We start from the raw sequence: 16302 nt of genomic DNA on the forward strand, positions 1-16302 counted from the left end.
AATATAGGGTGTATTTTTTACACTAAGTAATTTATTTTTTATTTTCTTTGTAATTTGGGGACAAGTATATTTATTTGATTTAATATTTAAAAATTTAATATATTGAAACAGAATAATAAGTGTCTAGCTTGAACCCGGTTTCAAAGGAATGGAAAATATTGCTAAATTGGGATTCTTATCTATCTTTATGGAGAAATTCATGTTGTATAACGAGTAATTAGCGTAATTAATATTTAATATTTTGAAAGAAGTCTTACCAAAGTTTGATTCCACTTTTTCGATTGACTGTGTGGTGTTCGGATTCGACGAGGGAGAATTAAAGATCCTTTTAATCGAGAGAAATGAAGAGCCGTTTAAAGACTGGTGGGCATTGCCGGGTAATATTGTTGGAGAGGTTGAAAGTTTAGACCAATCGGCCTCCAGGATCTTAAACGAGCTTACCGGACTAAGTAACATTTATATGGAACAGTACTATACTTTTGGCGATGTTAACCGACATCCACAGGGAAGGGTAGTAAGTATTGCCTATTATGCACTTTTGCGTTTAGGTGGTGATAAGGCTGTAAAGCCTATTAGTACCTATGCAAAGCGGGCACACTGGATTAATGTAAAAGATTTGCCAAGGCTGGCATTTGACCATCAGCAGATTTTTGATAAAGGGCTTGAAAAGATAAAGCGCCGCATTAAACATCAACCAATAGCATTTGAGCTTTTGCCGGAGAAGTTTACACTAACCCAGCTGCAGAATGTTTATGAAATTATTTTGAACAAGAAATTGGATAAAAGAAATTTTAGAAAGAAAATGCTAAGCTTCGGCGTTTTACGAGACCTTCAGGAAAAGCAACAAGGTGTTTCCTTTAGGGCGGCTACCTTGTATAAATTTGACAAGAGGAAATATGCCAAATTGTTTGAAAAGGAGATTTCTTTTTAAGCATGTGCGATATAATAAAAATGGCCTGTATCATCAATGATACAGGCCATTTTTATTGTGCTTATTTTTAGCTATTACTTGTTGGCTACTAACAAGTGATAATCAACTAGATCATCTATAGGTGAGCGGATAACTTTACCAACACCCATCTCATATCTGTCTGCTACTATACTCAATATATCTCTAAAGCTATAACCAACAGAACCTACGCAGTTTAACGAATGCTCTTTATAGTTAGGATAATGAATTACAAGGTTTTCAAAGAATGCAGTAAATGCATATTCAACTGTGGAGAATGTATAATCTTCATAATTGTCTTTGAAATCATATAAAAACTTACTAAAGCTTGCGCAGAAGCGATTTGGCAATGGTTTGTTATAAATATGGTCAAAAATATCTTCGTTGGTTAATGCAAAGTTATCATAGAAGCTCTCTCTAAGGCCTTTTGGCATATAGCCTTTCATGTAGTCTGAAAGAATTCTTTTTCCAATGAAACAACCACTTCCCTCATCACCAAGGAAATATCCAAGTGAATCAATGTTTAAAGTGATGTCTTTTCCATCGTATAGACAAGAATTTGTTCCTGTTCCTAAGATTGCGGCAAAACCAGGTTCATCGCCTAATAATGCTCTGCATGAAGCTAATAAGTCGTGGCCGATATTGATTTCCGCATTTGGGAAAACCTGCTTCATTGCATCAGCAACAATTTTACGTTTGGCGTCTGTAGAACAGCCCGCTCCATAATAATTTACCTCTTTCAACTTGTCAGTTTCCAAGTGATCAGGTAAGGTTTTTCTTAATGACTCTACTATGTACTCTGTGCTCGAAAAGTACGGGTTATAGCCCTCTGTATTAAAATGAATTTTTCTACCAGCCTCATTAATTAAACACCAATTGGTTTTAGTTGAACCACCATCTGCAATAACTATCATCTTAATTTGATTTTTTCGGGATAAAAGTAAATAATCCTACAACTTTCGTATGGTTTTTTTTCATAAATTTAATTTTTTAGTTTTGGTTAGTTGTTAGTTTTCTGCCTTTAAATGCTTAAAAACAGTGTTTTTTTTAATTTTGCTCGTGATTTTTAGATTACCATATTGTTAAATAAACACTAAGGCTAAAATACACTTGTTATTTTAAAATCCAAATTATAAAATTTCTTGTTTTTATGAATTTAGGTTACAGCCGCTATAATAGTAGTTTTTTGGTTAAAAATGAACGATAATATGATTTTTATCTGTTTAAAGGCGTTGTTAATTCTTTTTTTATCTAAAGCCGTTATTTTATATTGTATTTTGTAATATTATCAATCTTTCTTTCATTAAGAACATTAAAAATAAATCTTTGTATTCAGTAAAAAATAACATGGCGATAAAAGTTGATTTTAGAAGTGATACAGTAACAAAACCTACAGCAGAAATGCGGGCAGCTATGATGAGTGCAAAAATAGGTGATGATGTTTTTGGCGAAGATGAGACAGTAAATGAATTGGAAAGGAAATTGGCGGGTATATTTAATATGGAAGCCGGATTGTTTTGCCCATCAGGTACAATGACCAATCAGATTGCAATTAAGTGTTTTACTCAGCCTATGGACGAGGTGATATGTGACCAAACATCTCATGTTTATCGTTATGAGGGTGGCGGTATTGCTTATCACTCTATGGCTTCAGTTCGCCTGTTATATGGAGACAGAGGGATATTAACACCGGAGTTAATTGAACCAGAAATAAATGAAAATAATATTCACTATCCAAACTCCAGCCTGGTAGTTTTAGAGAATACAGTAAATAAGGGCGGAGGCATAGCTTATACTTTAGATCAAATAGAACCGATCCATACACTTTGTAATATTAAAGGATTAAAACTTCATTTAGATGGGGCAAGGATATTTAATGCTTTAATTGCTACCGGCGATCATGCAAAGGACTACGGAAAGTATTTCGACGGAATATCGGTTTGCTTATCAAAGGGGCTTGGTGCTCCCGTAGGCTCTGTACTGCTAGGATCTCAGGAAACTATTAAAAAGGCAAGGAAGATACGTAAGGCATTTGGTGGCGGGATGAGACAGGCAGGTTTTTTAGCAGCAGCGGGAATCTATGCCTTAGACCATCATGTAGTGCGTTTAGCCATCGATCATCAGCATGCAGTTGCATTGGCAGGTGCTTTAAATGAAGTTAATTATGTGTCGTCTGTACTGCCTGTCCAAACAAATATAGTGCTGTTCGATGTGGCACCTGGATTTAGAGCTAATGATATCGTTCTTCTTTTGGCTGAAAAAGGTATTGCTTGTAATACTACTGGTCCAAATACGATCAGAATGGTCACCCATTTAGATGTTTCTTCGGAGATGATTGACATGGCAATCGAAAACATAATACATTTACATCCAATTGCCCATAAATAACTTTAACAGATGAATAAAATCCTTATAGCCAACAGAGGTGAGATCGCATTGCGCATTATGCGTTCTGCACGTGAAATGGGAATAAAAACAGTTGCTGTATTTTCTGAGGCTGATAGAGAAGCGTTACATGTACTTTATGCTGATGAAGCAATTTGCATTGGCCCGGCTCCGTCAAATCAATCTTACTTATTAGGAGAAAAAATAATAGAAGCCTGCAAGGCTAGCGGAGCTGAAGCAATACATCCTGGATATGGTTTCTTATCGGAAAATGCTGGCTTTGCAAGGTTAGTTAAAGAATCAGGATTAATTCTGATTGGGCCAACGCCTGAGGCAATGGAAATTATGGGAAATAAATTATCGGCCAAAGCAGCTGCTTTGAAATATAATATTCCCATGGTGCCGGGCACCGAAGAAGCAATTACCGATATTGAAGAAGCAAAGGCAAGAGCCATTGAAGTTGGATTCCCGATTCTGATTAAAGCTGCTGCCGGTGGCGGTGGAAAAGGAATGAGGGTGGTAGAGCAAGTGACCGACTTTGAAGAGCAAATGCAGTTGGCAGTTAGTGAAGCTACATCAGCCTTTGGTGATGGATCTGTATTTATTGAACGTTATGTTTCGTCGCCACGACATATAGAAATTCAAGTTCTTGGAGACACTCATGGTAATATTGTTCATTTATTTGAACGTGAATGCTCTATTCAAAGAAGACATCAGAAAGTAATTGAAGAAGCCCCATCTAGTATTTTAACTGAAGAAACTCGTCGAAAGATGGGAGCCTGTGCAGTAGATGTAGCGCGTTCTGTAAGTTATGTGGGTGCTGGAACAGTTGAGTTTATTCTGGATGAAAACCTCGATTTCTTTTTCCTTGAAATGAATACCAGACTTCAGGTAGAGCACCCCGTTACTGAAATGATAACCGGTTTGGATCTGGTAAAAGAACAGATTAAGATTGCCAGAGGTGAAAAACTTTCCTATAAACAAGAGGATTTGAAGATTAATGGGCATGCGCTTGAACTGAGAGTATATGCTGAAGATCCGGAAAACAATTTCTTGCCGGATATAGGCGTATTGCAAACATACAATACACCAAAGGGGAACGGAGTTCGTGTTGATGATGGTTTTAAACAGGGCATGGAAATTCCGATCTATTATGATCCAATGATTGCGAAGTTAATCACATACGGTAAGGATAGGGAAGAGGCAATTGAACGGATGATCCGTGCCATTGATGAATATGACATTACGGGTATAAAAACTACTCTTGCTTTTGGGAAATTTGTAATGCAGCACAATGCTTTTAAAGGTGGTAATTTTGATACTCATTTTGTAAGTAAATACTTTAGTGCAGAAAGTTTGAAAAATGAAGATGAGGATGAGGCCCTCATGGCAGCTTTAATTGCGGTAATTTCATTGAAAAAGCCCGATGTGGTGCCGATACAAAACCAGGTGGAAGTAGTGAGCAACTGGAGAAAAAATAGAGTTAAGTTTAATTAATAAATATGTTTACAGGAATAATAGAAACACTTGGGGAGGTTACAGATATAATGTCGGAAGGTACAAACAAACATTATATCGTACAATCGAATTTAAGTAATGAGCTAAAGATAGATCAAAGTGTTTCGCATAACGGGGTGTGCTTAACTGTGGTAGCGTTGTCAGAAAATACTCATACGGTTACGGCAATAGAAGAGACGCTGCAGAAAAGCAATCTCAATGAGTTAAGGATAGGTAATAAAGTAAATCTGGAGCGCTGCATGTTAATGAATGGACGATTGGACGGGCATATTGTTCAAGGCCACGTAGATCAAACAGCAGTATGCATTAAGAGAGCTGAGCTTGACGGGAGCTGGGAGTACAGGTTTAAGTATGATTCTAATAGTGGGAATGTTACCGTAGAAAAAGGATCTGTGTCAGTTAATGGTATCAGTTTAACGGTAGTAAATTCAGATATTGATGAATTCTCTGTATTCATAATACCTTACACCTTTGAACACACTAATTTACATGAGGTTAATGTAGGTAGCACAGTAAACCTTGAGTTTGATATTATAGGTAAATACGTTGCCAGACTAATAAACAGGTAGTTATCTTTTTAATTCGACAATCTTGTTTTTAATAAATCCGATCAGCTTTGTTTGCTCTTTAGGGTTGATTGTCTTTAAGTATTGCTCATAATAGTCAATTGCATTCTTCTTGTCGTTAAGCTTTGTTTCGTAGACAAGAGCAATATTATACAACAGGCTTCCATTGTTTTCGAATTGGAGGCCTTTTTTATATGCTGCATTTGCTTCAGTATTCTTGTTTACACCTTCAAATGAATCTCCAAGTAAGCCATAATAGCTGGCAATTTTGGTTGATATTCCTTCTTGTATTGCTTTTTCGAGGTAAGGAATAGCATTTTTATAATCTTTTAATCCTCTGTAGCTAAGTCCAATGGAATAATATAATGCTTCGCTATCCATCGACTTACTTTCTATTACTAAAAAATTCTTTAATGCATTTTTGTAATCAAGAATGAAAAAATAAGATTTTCCCAGATTATTGAGGACAAAGGTCGAGCTATCACCATAACTTAATAATTTCTCTCCGGTTTTGATAGCTTCATCATATTTTTTATTCGCCATACTAATAGGCATTTTCATTTTGAGCAGTTGCAGATTTGTGCTATCTGCATCTAAGGCCGGTTGTAATATATTACTTGCCTTGTCAAAAAAGTTCATTTTAAAATAGAGCTCGCACAAATCAAATACCACATCCGGATCAATAGGATTTATTTCATTCGCTTTTTTAAGATAACCTATTTTAGCCAGGTTCATTTCTCCCTTATTCAAATTGGCTAATTGCTTATATACAGTAAAATTTGTGCTATCGATTTTAAGGATATCCATGTAATATGCCTTGGCCTTTTCATCGTTTCCTCTTCTAAGGTTGATATTTGCAAGGCTAAACAATACTGGTAAGTTCTGAGGTTGTTTATCGTGGAGCTTTAAATAATTTTTTTCTGCTTCCGGAAGTTTGCCTGCCATCATATTGGCATAAGCAAGTTGCGATATTTCTTTTTCATCCTGAGTATCCTCAGCATAAATGCTTTTTAAATATTGAGCTGCATCGATATATTTTTGTGTTTGATAAAATTCCAGCAGTTTCTCATTATCAAGGACAGCTTTACTCTGTCCGTAAGTAATCTGACAAGAAATGACTGCAAAAAATACAAGAAGTGCTCTTTTCATACGGGTAATATTTAAACAACTAAAGTATTAGTTATTTATTGGTATTGCAAGTTTTGTCTCTATTTTTTTATGTATATAACGATGCCCGGATGATCTCATTATAAAAAATCAAAACATATTGGCAGGGTAATTGGTTGAATTATAATATAAAATGAATATTAATCTTAATTAAAATACGAATATGGATACTTTAAAGAAGTTTGAATTGATGCAGAAAATCGTAAGAGAATTAGAAGACTTACAGCACTCACAACAAGCAATAATTCAAAAAATAGGGAAAATTGAAGTTGATAATATAGAGCTTGGAGATAAAAGGTTAGAGAAGGATTTGCCTGATATGCATCAAAGAGTTTCAGATAATTTGGACACGATTGTTGGCATACTCGACTATTTTGCAGATAAAACTCAAAACTTTGGTAACAAAAACAATGTTGATGCCTTAAAAGAACAGCAAGCTATAAACGACGCCACAGGTAAATAAAAGTCTAAACGCAATGAAATGCCCGCAACTTGCGGGCATTTTACTTTAGATCTACCGGTAGATATATGCAAAAAGAAGAGCCTTTACCCAGTTCACTTCTGACTATAAGTTTGCCATCATTTTTCTCCATAAACTCTTTGCATATCACCAGGCCTAATCCTGTGCCTTTCTCATTCATTGTACCCCTTGTGGATATGTTATCTCCATTATGTATTTTTTGGAGTGCAATCTCTGACATTCCAACGCCGTTGTCCTCGATACGAAGTTCAATAAAGCCATTTTTGTATACAGCTGTTATATGTATTTCACAATTTTCATTACAAAACTTAATGGCGTTGTTTAATATGTTTCTAACTACAATCTGTATCATCAGTCTATCAGCATAAACCATCTCACCTGGAAAAACATCTTGTATTATTCGAATATTTTTTGCCTCTGCCGCTGGTAAGTGATAGTTGATTTCATTGACCAGGATATTTTTCAGATCAAAGAAGTCCCGATCGATTCCATAACCTTTTAATTGGCTTCTAGACCAATGCAAAATATTATCTAAAAGTTCTGTGGTATATAAAATGTCTCTGCTTAAAGTGGGCGACAGTGTTTTGAATTCTTCAATAGTAATTACATCGTCTGAGGTCATTTTAAGGATTTCTCCAAGGTTAACCAAAGGCCCTCGTAAATCATGAGCGATTATGGAAAATACCCTGTCTTTAAGTTGATTAAGCTGTTGAAGTTCTGTTGTCTGTGATTTAGAACGTAGCGCTTCCTTTCTTAATGTAGTAAGGTCCTGTAGTTTTATAATGACCGCCTCGCTGTTTAATTTAAGCTGATTTTCATTTAAAGTTCTGATTTCTGCTTCCAGTTCAAATGATCCGTTATGGTTTTCTATTTTTAATTCGATTTTCCCCGATTGCCTTTCTTTAATCAATGCAGCAAGCTTTTTGTGGTCGGGAAACAGCGCTTCAATCTGAGTTCCTATTATTTTACTTTTCTTAATATCTGATAAGTATCTTCTAAAAGAAGAGTTATAATCAATTACCCTGTTTTTGCTATCCAGTATAACGAAACCATCTTGCATTAGTTCTAATACTTTTTCCCTTGCAACAGGTAAAATATCGAAGAGCTTAAAACGATAGATGGCAATGCTGATTAAAAATACTGTAATAATAAAAGCAAAAGGGGTAATATCGAGTTGACCGAAAGGTCTGAACCCCAAAAAATAGGTGATATTTGTTATCCAGGGTATAAATGCAGCTATTATTATACTATAATTTTGACTTTTGTAAATAGGGTCTGATTTGCGAAACGTGATAATTAATAAGTAGCTTCCAGTAGCCAATAACAGATAGAAATATAAAGTGAATATCCAAAATGATGGTCCCATTTCAAGAGCAACCATTGGAAAATCCCCTGTAGTGTCCATATGGTAACTTTTAAAATGTAAATGGTGATAATCATTTGTCCAAACCATTAATATGGGAATAACTGCTGTGGCAATTAGAATAAACATATTTATTTTATTCTGGTACCAATGATCCTTTCCTGATAGTTTTAAACAGAATAGAAGCCAGGATAATGGAAGCAGAGAGATACCTATATACTCAATACTTATCCAAAGTTTTGCTTGTTCAATTGTGGTGCTTGCTAACTCAAAGCCATACGCAAATGACCATATGGCACTTGAGAACATCATAATGCCAAAAAAGCGAACGGCTCCTCCTTCTTTTCTATAGATATAATAAGATAGCAGGAGAGTAGCTGTGCCAAATAAAATTAGAACAATCGAGTATAAATTAAATGTAAAATCCATTAAACAGCAGGGTAATAATAATGAGGGATAAGAGGACAACAATGATATTGTGTTGATCTTTTAAGATAAAACTACGTAATTTAGATACAAATTAAAAATATTCTTAGTTTTACATAGTAATAGTCGTTTAATTAATAAAATACTAATCATTCTAATATGAAAAAATTAATCTTATCAGCATTATTTGTTTGCTTTAATCTGGTTGCTTTTAGTCAGGTGTTGCCTAGCTTCCAAATGGGCTTAAAGGCCGGAGCAAACCTTTCAAAATTAAGTACGGAAAATACATTTAGCAGTGACAATAGGGCTGGTTACTATGCTGGTATATGGACCCGCATCGGTGCAGCAGGTATTCATTTGCAGCCAGAGCTTTATTTGAGTGGTAAAAACACCACATTAAAAGCGAGTTCAGGAGAAGAAAATAAAGTTAAGTTTACCAGTTTAGATGTACCTATACTGATAGGTACAAAACTTGGCGCAGCTGGTGTTGGCCTAAGGTTAAATACAGGTCCCGTAGTTTCCTTTATTTTGGACGATGAACAGTCATTTGGACAAGCCGCAGGAAGCGTATTTAAAGGTAATTTTAAAGGACAGAATTTCGCCTGGCAATTTGGCGCAGGTGTCGATATTGGTAATTTAGGTCTTGATCTAAGATACGAAGCCGGGCTTTCTAAAATCGGAAAAGATGGCTATAACGATACCAAACTGAGCCTTTTTACTTTCGGACTGGCTTACAGGGTGTTCTAGTAAATAAAAGTTTTCCACATTTTGTATAAAAGGGTAAATGTAAATCATTTACCCTTTCTTTTTGGCTTTAAAATTGATGATGCTTCCGTCCCTACTTAAATCAAATTGATCATGAATATCAAAGAACTATTGCTAAACGGTCAAAGCTTCTCTAAGCTGCTAAATCAGTTCTCAATCGAGGCAAATGATGTGAAAATTCAGGATGAAGATGTCCTTCTTGCTGATCATAAATTAGAACACCAGGAGATTGTTAAAGAAAACATTTGTATTGAAGGTAAAAACAAAGATGGGATTGTTAACTTCTTTGGCACTTTACATTACAATTTATTAAGTAAGCTGGCAGTATTTGAAATGCATGGGTTTGAGCAGATTTCCAAACCACAGGTATGCTAAGTGTTTTTTAACACTTCTTTTATTTCATATTCAAACGCCCCTTTTATCGGGCGTATAGGAGTTTCTTTGGAATCACTTAGTACCTTAATGTAACAAGCCCCAAAATAGAATATAAAAGAAGAATAAAATACAAACAACATAATTAGAACAATAGAACCAGAAGTACCATAAATGTTGCCTATTCCACTGAGCGGAAGCATTATTCTTAGTATATATTTACCTATTGTGAATAATACCGCTGTTAACAAACCGCCCTTTAGTGCAGCTTTCCAGGTTGGCCGGCCATTAGTTAAAAATTTAAACAGTACTGTAAACCAGATCATTACAATGGCTATAAATAAAAGCTGATTTAACATTGAAAGAAATATTTTTCCAAAAGTAGGAGCGGCCGTGTTTATGTACGAACCAATAAATGCCTGAATGCTATCGGTTATAAAACCCATCGTAAATAACAGTCCGGCCAGTAAAATGATTATCATTGAGCGTGCCCTTAACTTCATTTTAAACATAAACCCTGCATGTTCTTTATTTGCAATAGACCAGATTTGGTCCATAGAATTTTTAATAACAGTGAACAGTGTAGTGGCTACAAATAAGAAGAAAATAAAGCTGAGTAAAGTTGCATACCATTTATGATCAATTCCTCTTATATTTCTTAAGGTCTGTCTGATTTGCCCTGTACTGGTATCATCCAAAATACTGGCCAGACGCTCGAACATTCTTGAAGCGAGTATTTTTCTGTCAATAAAGTACCCAAAAAGTCTAATTAATATAATCAGGATAGGAGGTAGTGCAAAATTTGCAAAAAAAGCGGTGGCCCCAGCTAAACGTAATGGATCGTTTTTTTGAAATAATTTAAATGCTGCTTTGAAATGTATACAAAACAGCATTATCTTGTTAACTCTATTAATCTCCATTTGCACATTATAGCCTTGAACCCCGAAAGTAACTATTTTTTTTATAAGTTCCCTCTTAGTTCTTGTTCGCGTTCCAGAGACTCGAACAGTGCTTTGAAATTTCCTGCACCAAAAGATTGGGCCCCTTTACGTTGTATTATTTCAAAAAATAAAGTCGGACGATCCTCAACCGGTTTAGTAAATATTTGGAGCAAATAGCCTTCCTCGTCACAATCTACAAGAATTCCAAGTTCTTTTAGTTGTACTATTTCTTCATCAATTTCTCCAACTCGTTCTGGCATCATATTGTAATAGGCTTCAGGGGGTGCACTTAAAAACTCAACCCCTCGAGCTTTTAATTCCTTTACCGTAGCTAAAATATCTTTAGTTGCTACAGCAATATGTTGCACCCCTTCGCCTTCATAAAACTCCAGATATTCCTCGATCTGCGATTTCTTTTTGCCTTCTGCTGGTTCATTGATCGGGAATTTAGAGTAGCCATTCCCATTACTCATCACCTTGCTCATCAGGGCTGAATATTCTGTGTTGATCTGTTTGTCATCGAACGAAAGAATGTTTACAAAACCCATTACATCTTCGTACCATTTAACAGTTTCATTCATTCGGTTCCAGCCCACATTGCCAACACAGTGATCTATATAAAGCAAACCCGTATCAACGGGGTTGTAATCACTTTCCCAATCCCGATATCCCGGTAAAAAGGAACCATTATAGTTTTTACGCTCGATAAACATATGTACCGTTTCGCCATAGGTATAAATACCTGACATGCGTACTTCACCATGCTCATCAGTTTTAGTAACCGGTTCTAAATATGGCTTAGCGCCACGTTTGGTGGTTTCTTCAAAAGCGCTGTAAGCGTCGTCTACCCATAAGGCTAATATTTTAACTCCATCACCATGTTTTTTTACATGTTCAGAAATCTGGTTGTCAGATTTTAACCCCGTTGTTAATACCAATCTGATTTTTCCTTGTTGCAGTACATAAGATGCCCGATCACGTACCCCTGTTTCCGGACCTGCATATGCTAATGATTGGAAGCCAAATGCTGTTTTATAAAAATGCGCAGCCTGTTTGGCATTTCCTACATAAAACTCTATATAATCTGTTCCATTTATAGGAAGAAAATCTTGCGCTTTGGCAATCTTTTCTGCAAATGTTTGTGTAGTCATTTTAGTATTATTTGAATAATAAGTTAGTTTTTATCTTCTTTTTCCTTAAAAAATTCTGTGTTGTGAACTGACATACAAAATCTTCCCTTCAAGATTTTGAGGAAGCGGGCAACAGCTGAATTTTTTACTCGATATTTTCCTGCCAGCTTTTATGATAACTTTCATCTTCAATATTAACTGCATCTTCAGTAAGCATTAATGGTCTGAAAGGATCTATCATAACTGCAAGCTCATCTGTACTTTCCTTGCCTATAGACTTTTCTACTGCACCCGGATGTGGGCCATGCGGAATACCTCCCGGGTGTAAAGTAATCTGGCCTTTAACTACGCGCTTTCTACTCATAAAATCTCCGTCAACATAATAAAGTACTTCATCACTGTCTACATTACTATGATTATAAGGAGCAGGTATAGAAAGGGGATGGTAATCGTATTTGCGGGGCACAAAAGAACAGATCACAAAATTGTGTCCTTCAAATGTTTGATGAACAGGCGGTGGCTGATGCAAACGACCAGTAATTGGTTCGAAGTTATGAATAGAGAATGCCCACGGGTAATGAAAGCCATCCCATCCTATAAAATCAAAAGGGTGGGTTCCATAGATATAAGGATACATTAGTCCTTGTTTTTTAATCAGCACCTTAAAATCACCAAATTCATCAATGGTTTCCAGATCTGTTGGTCGCTTAATATCCCGCTCGCAATAAGGGGAGTGTTCCATTAATTGTCCATATTCATTACGATAGCGCTTAGGTGATCGGATAGGGCTAAAGCTTTCTACAATAAACAAACGATTCTTTTCGTCATCAAATTCCATCTGATAAATGGTTCCCCGTGGCACTACCAGGTAGTCGCCATATTCAAAGCGGATCTTTCCAAAGCCTGTTTTTAAGGTGCCGGTACCTTCATGTATAAAAATTACCTCATCTGCCTGGCTATTCTTATAGAAATAATCGGTCATTGATTTTCTTGGAGCGGCCAGAGAAATGTGTAAATCACTGTTTACCAATACTGGTTTACGACTTTGTAAATAATCATCTTCAGGTTTGATATTAAAACCGATTAAACTGGTATGGCGTAAATGTTTTTCACGGGCAATCTTAGGCTCTACAGAATATGGTTCTCCTAATGACTTTACAATAGTAGGTGGATGGCAGTGATAAACGAGTGAATATAGGCTTGAAAACCCTTCAGTAGAGACTAATTCTTCTGCATATAATTTACCATCTGGTTTACGAAAAACAGTATGGCGTTTAGCAGGTATAGTTCCTAAGGTATGATATATAGGCATAGCAGTAGGTATTTGGTTAAAATGTAATTTAATAACGATTAAAACGTGCAAAACGTTTTAAATAAAGCAGGATGGTTTGGAGCTTAAAGGGAATATTGCGCGAAAATGATTTTGGAAAGCATGGCATATCTAAATGAAGCCAATGCTTGCCTGGCTATCTGACTCTGATATATAAAATTGCTTTGTATCATTTTTCTTTTGCGGTGGCTAAATTAAGTATTTAATCTGCTAATCAACAAATTGTAGGCGATAATTCTCTGCGAAAATTATTTAGTCTGTTTGCCTTATTTTTTATATAGATTTGAATAACTACAAAAAACTATTGATCATATGAAACTGGTATCCTATAAAACAGAAGACAGAGAACACCTTGGTGTTTTTGTAAACGGACACATTTACAATTTAAATTCATGCGATAAACAATTGCCTGATGAGATGAATGCCTTTTTGCAAGGTGGTGAAGTTTTGATGGGCCGTGCAAAAAAAGTTGATAGTCAGATCAAATCAGGAGAGCTGTCACCAAAGCAGGAAGCTTTTTTTGAATTGCTTGCTCCGGTACCTCATCCAGCCTCGTGCAGAGATGGTTATGCATTTCGTCAGCATGTAGCTGCTGCCCGAAGAAATCGTAAAGTTGATATGATTGCGGAGTTTGACCAATATCCAATCTTTTATTTTACCAATCATAATGCCATCCAGGGTCCCGGCGAAATTGAATGTATGCCCGATCATTTCCAAAAACTTGATTTTGAATTGGAAGTAGCCGCAGTAATAGGCAAAAAAGGAAGAAATATTACAGCTGCAGAGGCAGATGATTATATAGCTGGTTTTACCATTATGAATGATATGAGTGCCAGAACATTACAAATGGAAGAAATGCTGTTAAATCTTGGGCCTGCCAAAGGCAAAGATTTTTCTACCGTAATAGGACCATGGCTGGTAACTCCAGATGAGTTGTTAGAATACAAAACCTCAGCTAAATCAGGACACACTGGTAATACTTATAATCTTGAAATGACATGTACCGTGAACGGTAAACAAGTGTCTGCAGGAAACATGGCAGATATGGACTGGACTTTTGCTGAAATTATTGAACGTTGCGCGTATGGTGTAGATATTTTACCAGGCGATGTAATCGGATCCGGTACTGTTGGAACAGGATGTTTTCTTGAATTGAATGGTACAGGATTATTAAATGACCCAAATTTTAAGCCTCAATGGCTGCAGGACGGTGATGTTGTAGAAATGGAAATCACAGGTCTTGGTCATTTAAGTAATACCATTAAGAAGGTCGATACCGATTTTTCTATTTTGACCTTGAAGAAGAAGTAATTATTTCCTTTCGACTATTATGGCTACGTCATCTCGTATGTCTACGTCATCTCGACGATAGGAGAGATGACGGGCTCTTGTCGTGATGACATAACATATATCAATCAATAACTTTATGCTAACCCTCAATACTTCCGATTTAAGCCCTATGCAATTGCAGAACTATATGCAATATGCAATTGCACCAAGACCAATTTGTTTTGCCACAACTATCGATCAGGCTGGAAATATTAATTTGAGCCCCTTTAGTTTTTTTAATATGTTTAGTACCAACCCGCCATTGTGTATATTTTCTCCGGCAAGAAGGGTACGGGACAATACAACCAAACATACACTCGAAAACATATTAGAGGTTAAGGAGTGTGTTATTAATATTGTAAATTATCCTATGGTACAGCAAACCAGTTTAGCGAGTACTGAATACCCAAAAGGAATAAATGAATTTGAAAAGGCCGGGTTTACCATGCTCCCTTCACAATTGGTTAAGCCACCAAGGGTTGCAGAGGCTCCTGTGCAGATGGAATGTGTGGTCAGGGAAGTAATTCACCTGGGAGAAAATCCAGGGGCAGGGAACCTTATATTGGCCGAGGTAAAGCTAATTCACATTAAAGAAGAGATATTAGACGAAGAGGGGAAAATTGATCAGGCGAAAATTGATCTTGTAGCACGCTTAGGGGGCGATTGGTATTGCAGGGTGACACCAGAAAATTTGTTTAAAGTAGCTAAGCCATTAACAACACTTGGAATAGGTGTGGACGCATTACCTAAAGCAGTTCGTAATTCAACTGTATTAACGGGTAACGACCTAGGGAAACTTGGTAATATGGAACATTTACCAACTGACGATGAAATTGACGCATTCAGAAATGTACCAGATGTTAAGGAGATTTTAGACGCAACTATTGGTGATGCTAATAATCGTGAACGTGAGCTCCATGAACTTGCTAAAGAGTGGCTGGCGCAGGGCAAGGTGAACGACGCGCTAAAGATAGTATTGCTATAGGATACTGATTACTTTTATAAAACGTTTTTTGTAAAAACCATCATCCAGACTGGTAATTGTTACTCCTCTTTTCTTTCCCGAAGAAGAATGAATGAATTTGATTTCATCTCCATCTATAGAATAGATAATCCCAACATGGCCGGGGGTTCTTGATCTGCTATTCGTTCCGGTGAACAGGATTACATCTCCAATTTTTGCGTCCTCTAGCTTTTTGGCTTCACCACTTGTTGCAAATTCTCTGGATGAACGAGGCACTTTAAAACCAAAATTGCTGAAAACGTAATTGACAAAGCCGGAGCAGTCAAAACCTTTGCTAGGACTACTGGAAGCCGAGCGGTACCGGATACCAAGCATAGATCTTGCAAATTCCAATAAGCGATTTGGCGAAGCATTGATTGCTGATTTCTTATCCTGATCTGGTACTTCCTGGCTAAGCTTATGCACCAGTTCCTGAAATTGAACGGGTATAGAAGTTTGCGACTTAGCTGCCGTAAAACTTAAAAGTATTACACTGAATAGAATAATGGTTTTCTTCATATCAATCGGGTTAAAGATATTAAAATTATCTTTGAACCCTAAAAATGTTGATAAGTTG

The 16302-nt window shown here is 36.4% G+C and carries 16 protein-coding genes; 9 read left to right on the forward strand and 7 right to left on the reverse strand.

All coding sequences use genetic code 11. From position 1 onward, the window contains the following. Positions 1 to 241 precede the first annotated feature (241 nt). Complete coding sequence (locus AC1DG9_RS11035) at positions 242 to 931, forward strand: NUDIX hydrolase (protein WP_048904234.1); 690 nt, start codon at positions 242 to 244, stop codon at positions 929 to 931. A gap of 74 nt (positions 932 to 1005) precedes the next feature. Here AC1DG9_RS11035 and AC1DG9_RS11040 read toward each other — a convergent pair whose 3' ends face one another. Next, positions 1006 to 1863 (reverse strand): N-acetylglucosamine kinase, encoded by an 858-nt coding sequence (locus AC1DG9_RS11040; RefSeq protein WP_048904235.1) that lies wholly within the window; start codon positions 1861 to 1863, stop codon positions 1006 to 1008. A gap of 433 nt (positions 1864 to 2296) precedes the next feature. On the opposite strand from AC1DG9_RS11040, the gene AC1DG9_RS11045 reads away from it, so the two are divergent. The 3 genes from AC1DG9_RS11045 to AC1DG9_RS11055 are packed head-to-tail and all read left to right on the forward strand — an operon-like array spanning position 2297 to position 5421. Further along, positions 2297 to 3337 (forward strand): threonine aldolase family protein, encoded by a 1041-nt coding sequence (locus tag AC1DG9_RS11045; RefSeq protein WP_172660764.1) that lies wholly within the window; start codon positions 2297 to 2299, stop codon positions 3335 to 3337. 9 nt (positions 3338 to 3346) lie between these two features. Then, positions 3347 to 4831, forward strand: coding sequence for an acetyl-CoA carboxylase biotin carboxylase subunit (accC, locus tag AC1DG9_RS11050; RefSeq protein WP_337715678.1), 1485 nt, complete (start codon positions 3347 to 3349; stop codon positions 4829 to 4831). A 5-nt stretch (positions 4832 to 4836) separates the two neighbouring features. Continuing rightward, positions 4837 to 5421, forward strand: coding sequence for a riboflavin synthase (locus AC1DG9_RS11055; RefSeq protein WP_288883791.1), 585 nt, complete (start codon positions 4837 to 4839; stop codon positions 5419 to 5421). Here the strand turns inward: AC1DG9_RS11055 and AC1DG9_RS11060 are convergent, their stop codons facing one another. Further along, positions 5422 to 6567, reverse strand: a complete 1146-nt coding sequence (locus AC1DG9_RS11060) for a tetratricopeptide repeat protein (RefSeq protein WP_288883790.1) — start codon at positions 6565 to 6567, stop codon at positions 5422 to 5424. 181 nt (positions 6568 to 6748) lie between these two features. On the opposite strand from AC1DG9_RS11060, the gene AC1DG9_RS11065 reads away from it, so the two are divergent. Beyond that, a complete protein-coding gene (locus AC1DG9_RS11065) occupies positions 6749 to 7048 on the forward strand; it encodes a hypothetical protein (RefSeq protein WP_048904240.1) in 300 nt (99 codons plus the stop codon). Between the two features lie 40 nt (positions 7049 to 7088). Here the strand turns inward: AC1DG9_RS11065 and AC1DG9_RS11070 are convergent, their stop codons facing one another. Further along, positions 7089 to 8858, reverse strand: coding sequence for a sensor histidine kinase (locus AC1DG9_RS11070; protein ID WP_337715676.1), 1770 nt, complete (start codon positions 8856 to 8858; stop codon positions 7089 to 7091). A 156-nt stretch (positions 8859 to 9014) separates the two neighbouring features. Between AC1DG9_RS11070 and AC1DG9_RS11075 the strand changes: the two genes are divergently transcribed. Continuing rightward, positions 9015 to 9602, forward strand: coding sequence for a porin family protein (locus AC1DG9_RS11075; protein ID WP_337715673.1), 588 nt, complete (start codon positions 9015 to 9017; stop codon positions 9600 to 9602). A 111-nt stretch (positions 9603 to 9713) separates the two neighbouring features. Continuing rightward, positions 9714 to 9995 carry a hypothetical protein gene (locus AC1DG9_RS11080; protein WP_172660758.1) on the forward strand — a complete coding sequence of 94 codons (282 nt, stop codon included), beginning with the start codon at positions 9714 to 9716 and terminating at the stop codon, positions 9993 to 9995. Here AC1DG9_RS11080 and AC1DG9_RS11085 read toward each other — a convergent pair. From AC1DG9_RS11085 to AC1DG9_RS11095, 3 genes are all read right to left on the reverse strand, one after another. Then, positions 9992 to 10912 (reverse strand): YihY/virulence factor BrkB family protein, encoded by a 921-nt coding sequence (locus tag AC1DG9_RS11085; RefSeq protein ID WP_172660757.1) that lies wholly within the window; start codon positions 10910 to 10912, stop codon positions 9992 to 9994. The two genes, AC1DG9_RS11080 and AC1DG9_RS11085, sit on opposite strands and share 4 nt — an antisense overlap. A 41-nt stretch (positions 10913 to 10953) precedes the next feature. After that, positions 10954 to 12084 (reverse strand): 4-hydroxyphenylpyruvate dioxygenase, encoded by a 1131-nt coding sequence (gene hppD, locus AC1DG9_RS11090; RefSeq protein WP_288883788.1) that lies wholly within the window; start codon positions 12082 to 12084, stop codon positions 10954 to 10956. A 124-nt stretch (positions 12085 to 12208) separates the two neighbouring features. Further along, positions 12209 to 13375: a homogentisate 1,2-dioxygenase gene (locus AC1DG9_RS11095; RefSeq protein ID WP_288883787.1), complete on the reverse strand. Its 1167-nt coding sequence runs from the start codon at positions 13373 to 13375 to the stop codon at positions 12209 to 12211. 330 nt (positions 13376 to 13705) lie between these two features. Between AC1DG9_RS11095 and AC1DG9_RS11100 the strand changes: the two genes are divergently transcribed. Both AC1DG9_RS11100 and AC1DG9_RS11105 read left to right on the forward strand, forming a co-directional pair. Further along, the gene (locus AC1DG9_RS11100; RefSeq protein WP_337715671.1) at positions 13706 to 14704 is read left to right on the forward strand and encodes a fumarylacetoacetate hydrolase family protein; all 999 of its coding nucleotides are present in this window, start codon (positions 13706 to 13708) and stop codon (positions 14702 to 14704) included. Between the two features lie 115 nt (positions 14705 to 14819). Further along, positions 14820 to 15707, forward strand: coding sequence for a flavin reductase family protein (locus AC1DG9_RS11105; RefSeq protein ID WP_337715669.1), 888 nt, complete (start codon positions 14820 to 14822; stop codon positions 15705 to 15707). Here the strand turns inward: AC1DG9_RS11105 and AC1DG9_RS11110 are convergent. After that, on the reverse strand, positions 15702 to 16244 hold the full coding sequence (locus tag AC1DG9_RS11110) for a C40 family peptidase (protein ID WP_172660752.1): 543 nt from the start codon (positions 16242 to 16244) through the stop codon (positions 15702 to 15704). The two genes, AC1DG9_RS11105 and AC1DG9_RS11110, sit on opposite strands and share 6 nt — an antisense overlap. Positions 16245 to 16302: the final 58 nt, after the last annotated feature.

Source organism: Pedobacter sp. 05L430 (assembly GCF_056397585.1).

Excerpts from the sequence above, each read along its gene's own strand:
- AC1DG9_RS11040 (WP_048904235.1), bottom strand. The coding sequence starts at position 1,863 with ATGATAGTTATTGCAGATGGTGGTTCAACTAAAACCAATTGGTGTTTA.
- hppD (WP_288883788.1), bottom strand. The coding sequence starts at position 12,084 with ATGACTACACAAACATTTGCAGAAAAGATTGCCAAAGCGCAAGATTTT.
- AC1DG9_RS11075 (WP_337715673.1), top strand. The coding sequence starts at position 9,015 with ATGAAAAAATTAATCTTATCAGCATTATTTGTTTGCTTTAATCTGGTT.
- AC1DG9_RS11055 (WP_288883791.1), top strand. The coding sequence starts at position 4,837 with ATGTTTACAGGAATAATAGAAACACTTGGGGAGGTTACAGATATAATG.
- AC1DG9_RS11080 (WP_172660758.1), top strand. The coding sequence starts at position 9,714 with ATGAATATCAAAGAACTATTGCTAAACGGTCAAAGCTTCTCTAAGCTG.
- AC1DG9_RS11045 (WP_172660764.1), top strand. The coding sequence starts at position 2,297 with ATGGCGATAAAAGTTGATTTTAGAAGTGATACAGTAACAAAACCTACA.
- accC (WP_337715678.1), top strand. The coding sequence starts at position 3,347 with ATGAATAAAATCCTTATAGCCAACAGAGGTGAGATCGCATTGCGCATT.
- AC1DG9_RS11095 (WP_288883787.1), bottom strand. The coding sequence starts at position 13,375 with ATGCCTATATATCATACCTTAGGAACTATACCTGCTAAACGCCATACT.
- AC1DG9_RS11105 (WP_337715669.1), top strand. The coding sequence starts at position 14,820 with ATGCTAACCCTCAATACTTCCGATTTAAGCCCTATGCAATTGCAGAAC.
- AC1DG9_RS11110 (WP_172660752.1), bottom strand. The coding sequence starts at position 16,244 with ATGAAGAAAACCATTATTCTATTCAGTGTAATACTTTTAAGTTTTACG.
- AC1DG9_RS11065 (WP_048904240.1), top strand. The coding sequence starts at position 6,749 with ATGGATACTTTAAAGAAGTTTGAATTGATGCAGAAAATCGTAAGAGAA.
- AC1DG9_RS11100 (WP_337715671.1), top strand. The coding sequence starts at position 13,706 with ATGAAACTGGTATCCTATAAAACAGAAGACAGAGAACACCTTGGTGTT.
- AC1DG9_RS11060 (WP_288883790.1), bottom strand. The coding sequence starts at position 6,567 with ATGAAAAGAGCACTTCTTGTATTTTTTGCAGTCATTTCTTGTCAGATT.
- AC1DG9_RS11085 (WP_172660757.1), bottom strand. The coding sequence starts at position 10,912 with ATGGAGATTAATAGAGTTAACAAGATAATGCTGTTTTGTATACATTTC.
- AC1DG9_RS11070 (WP_337715676.1), bottom strand. The coding sequence starts at position 8,858 with ATGGATTTTACATTTAATTTATACTCGATTGTTCTAATTTTATTTGGC.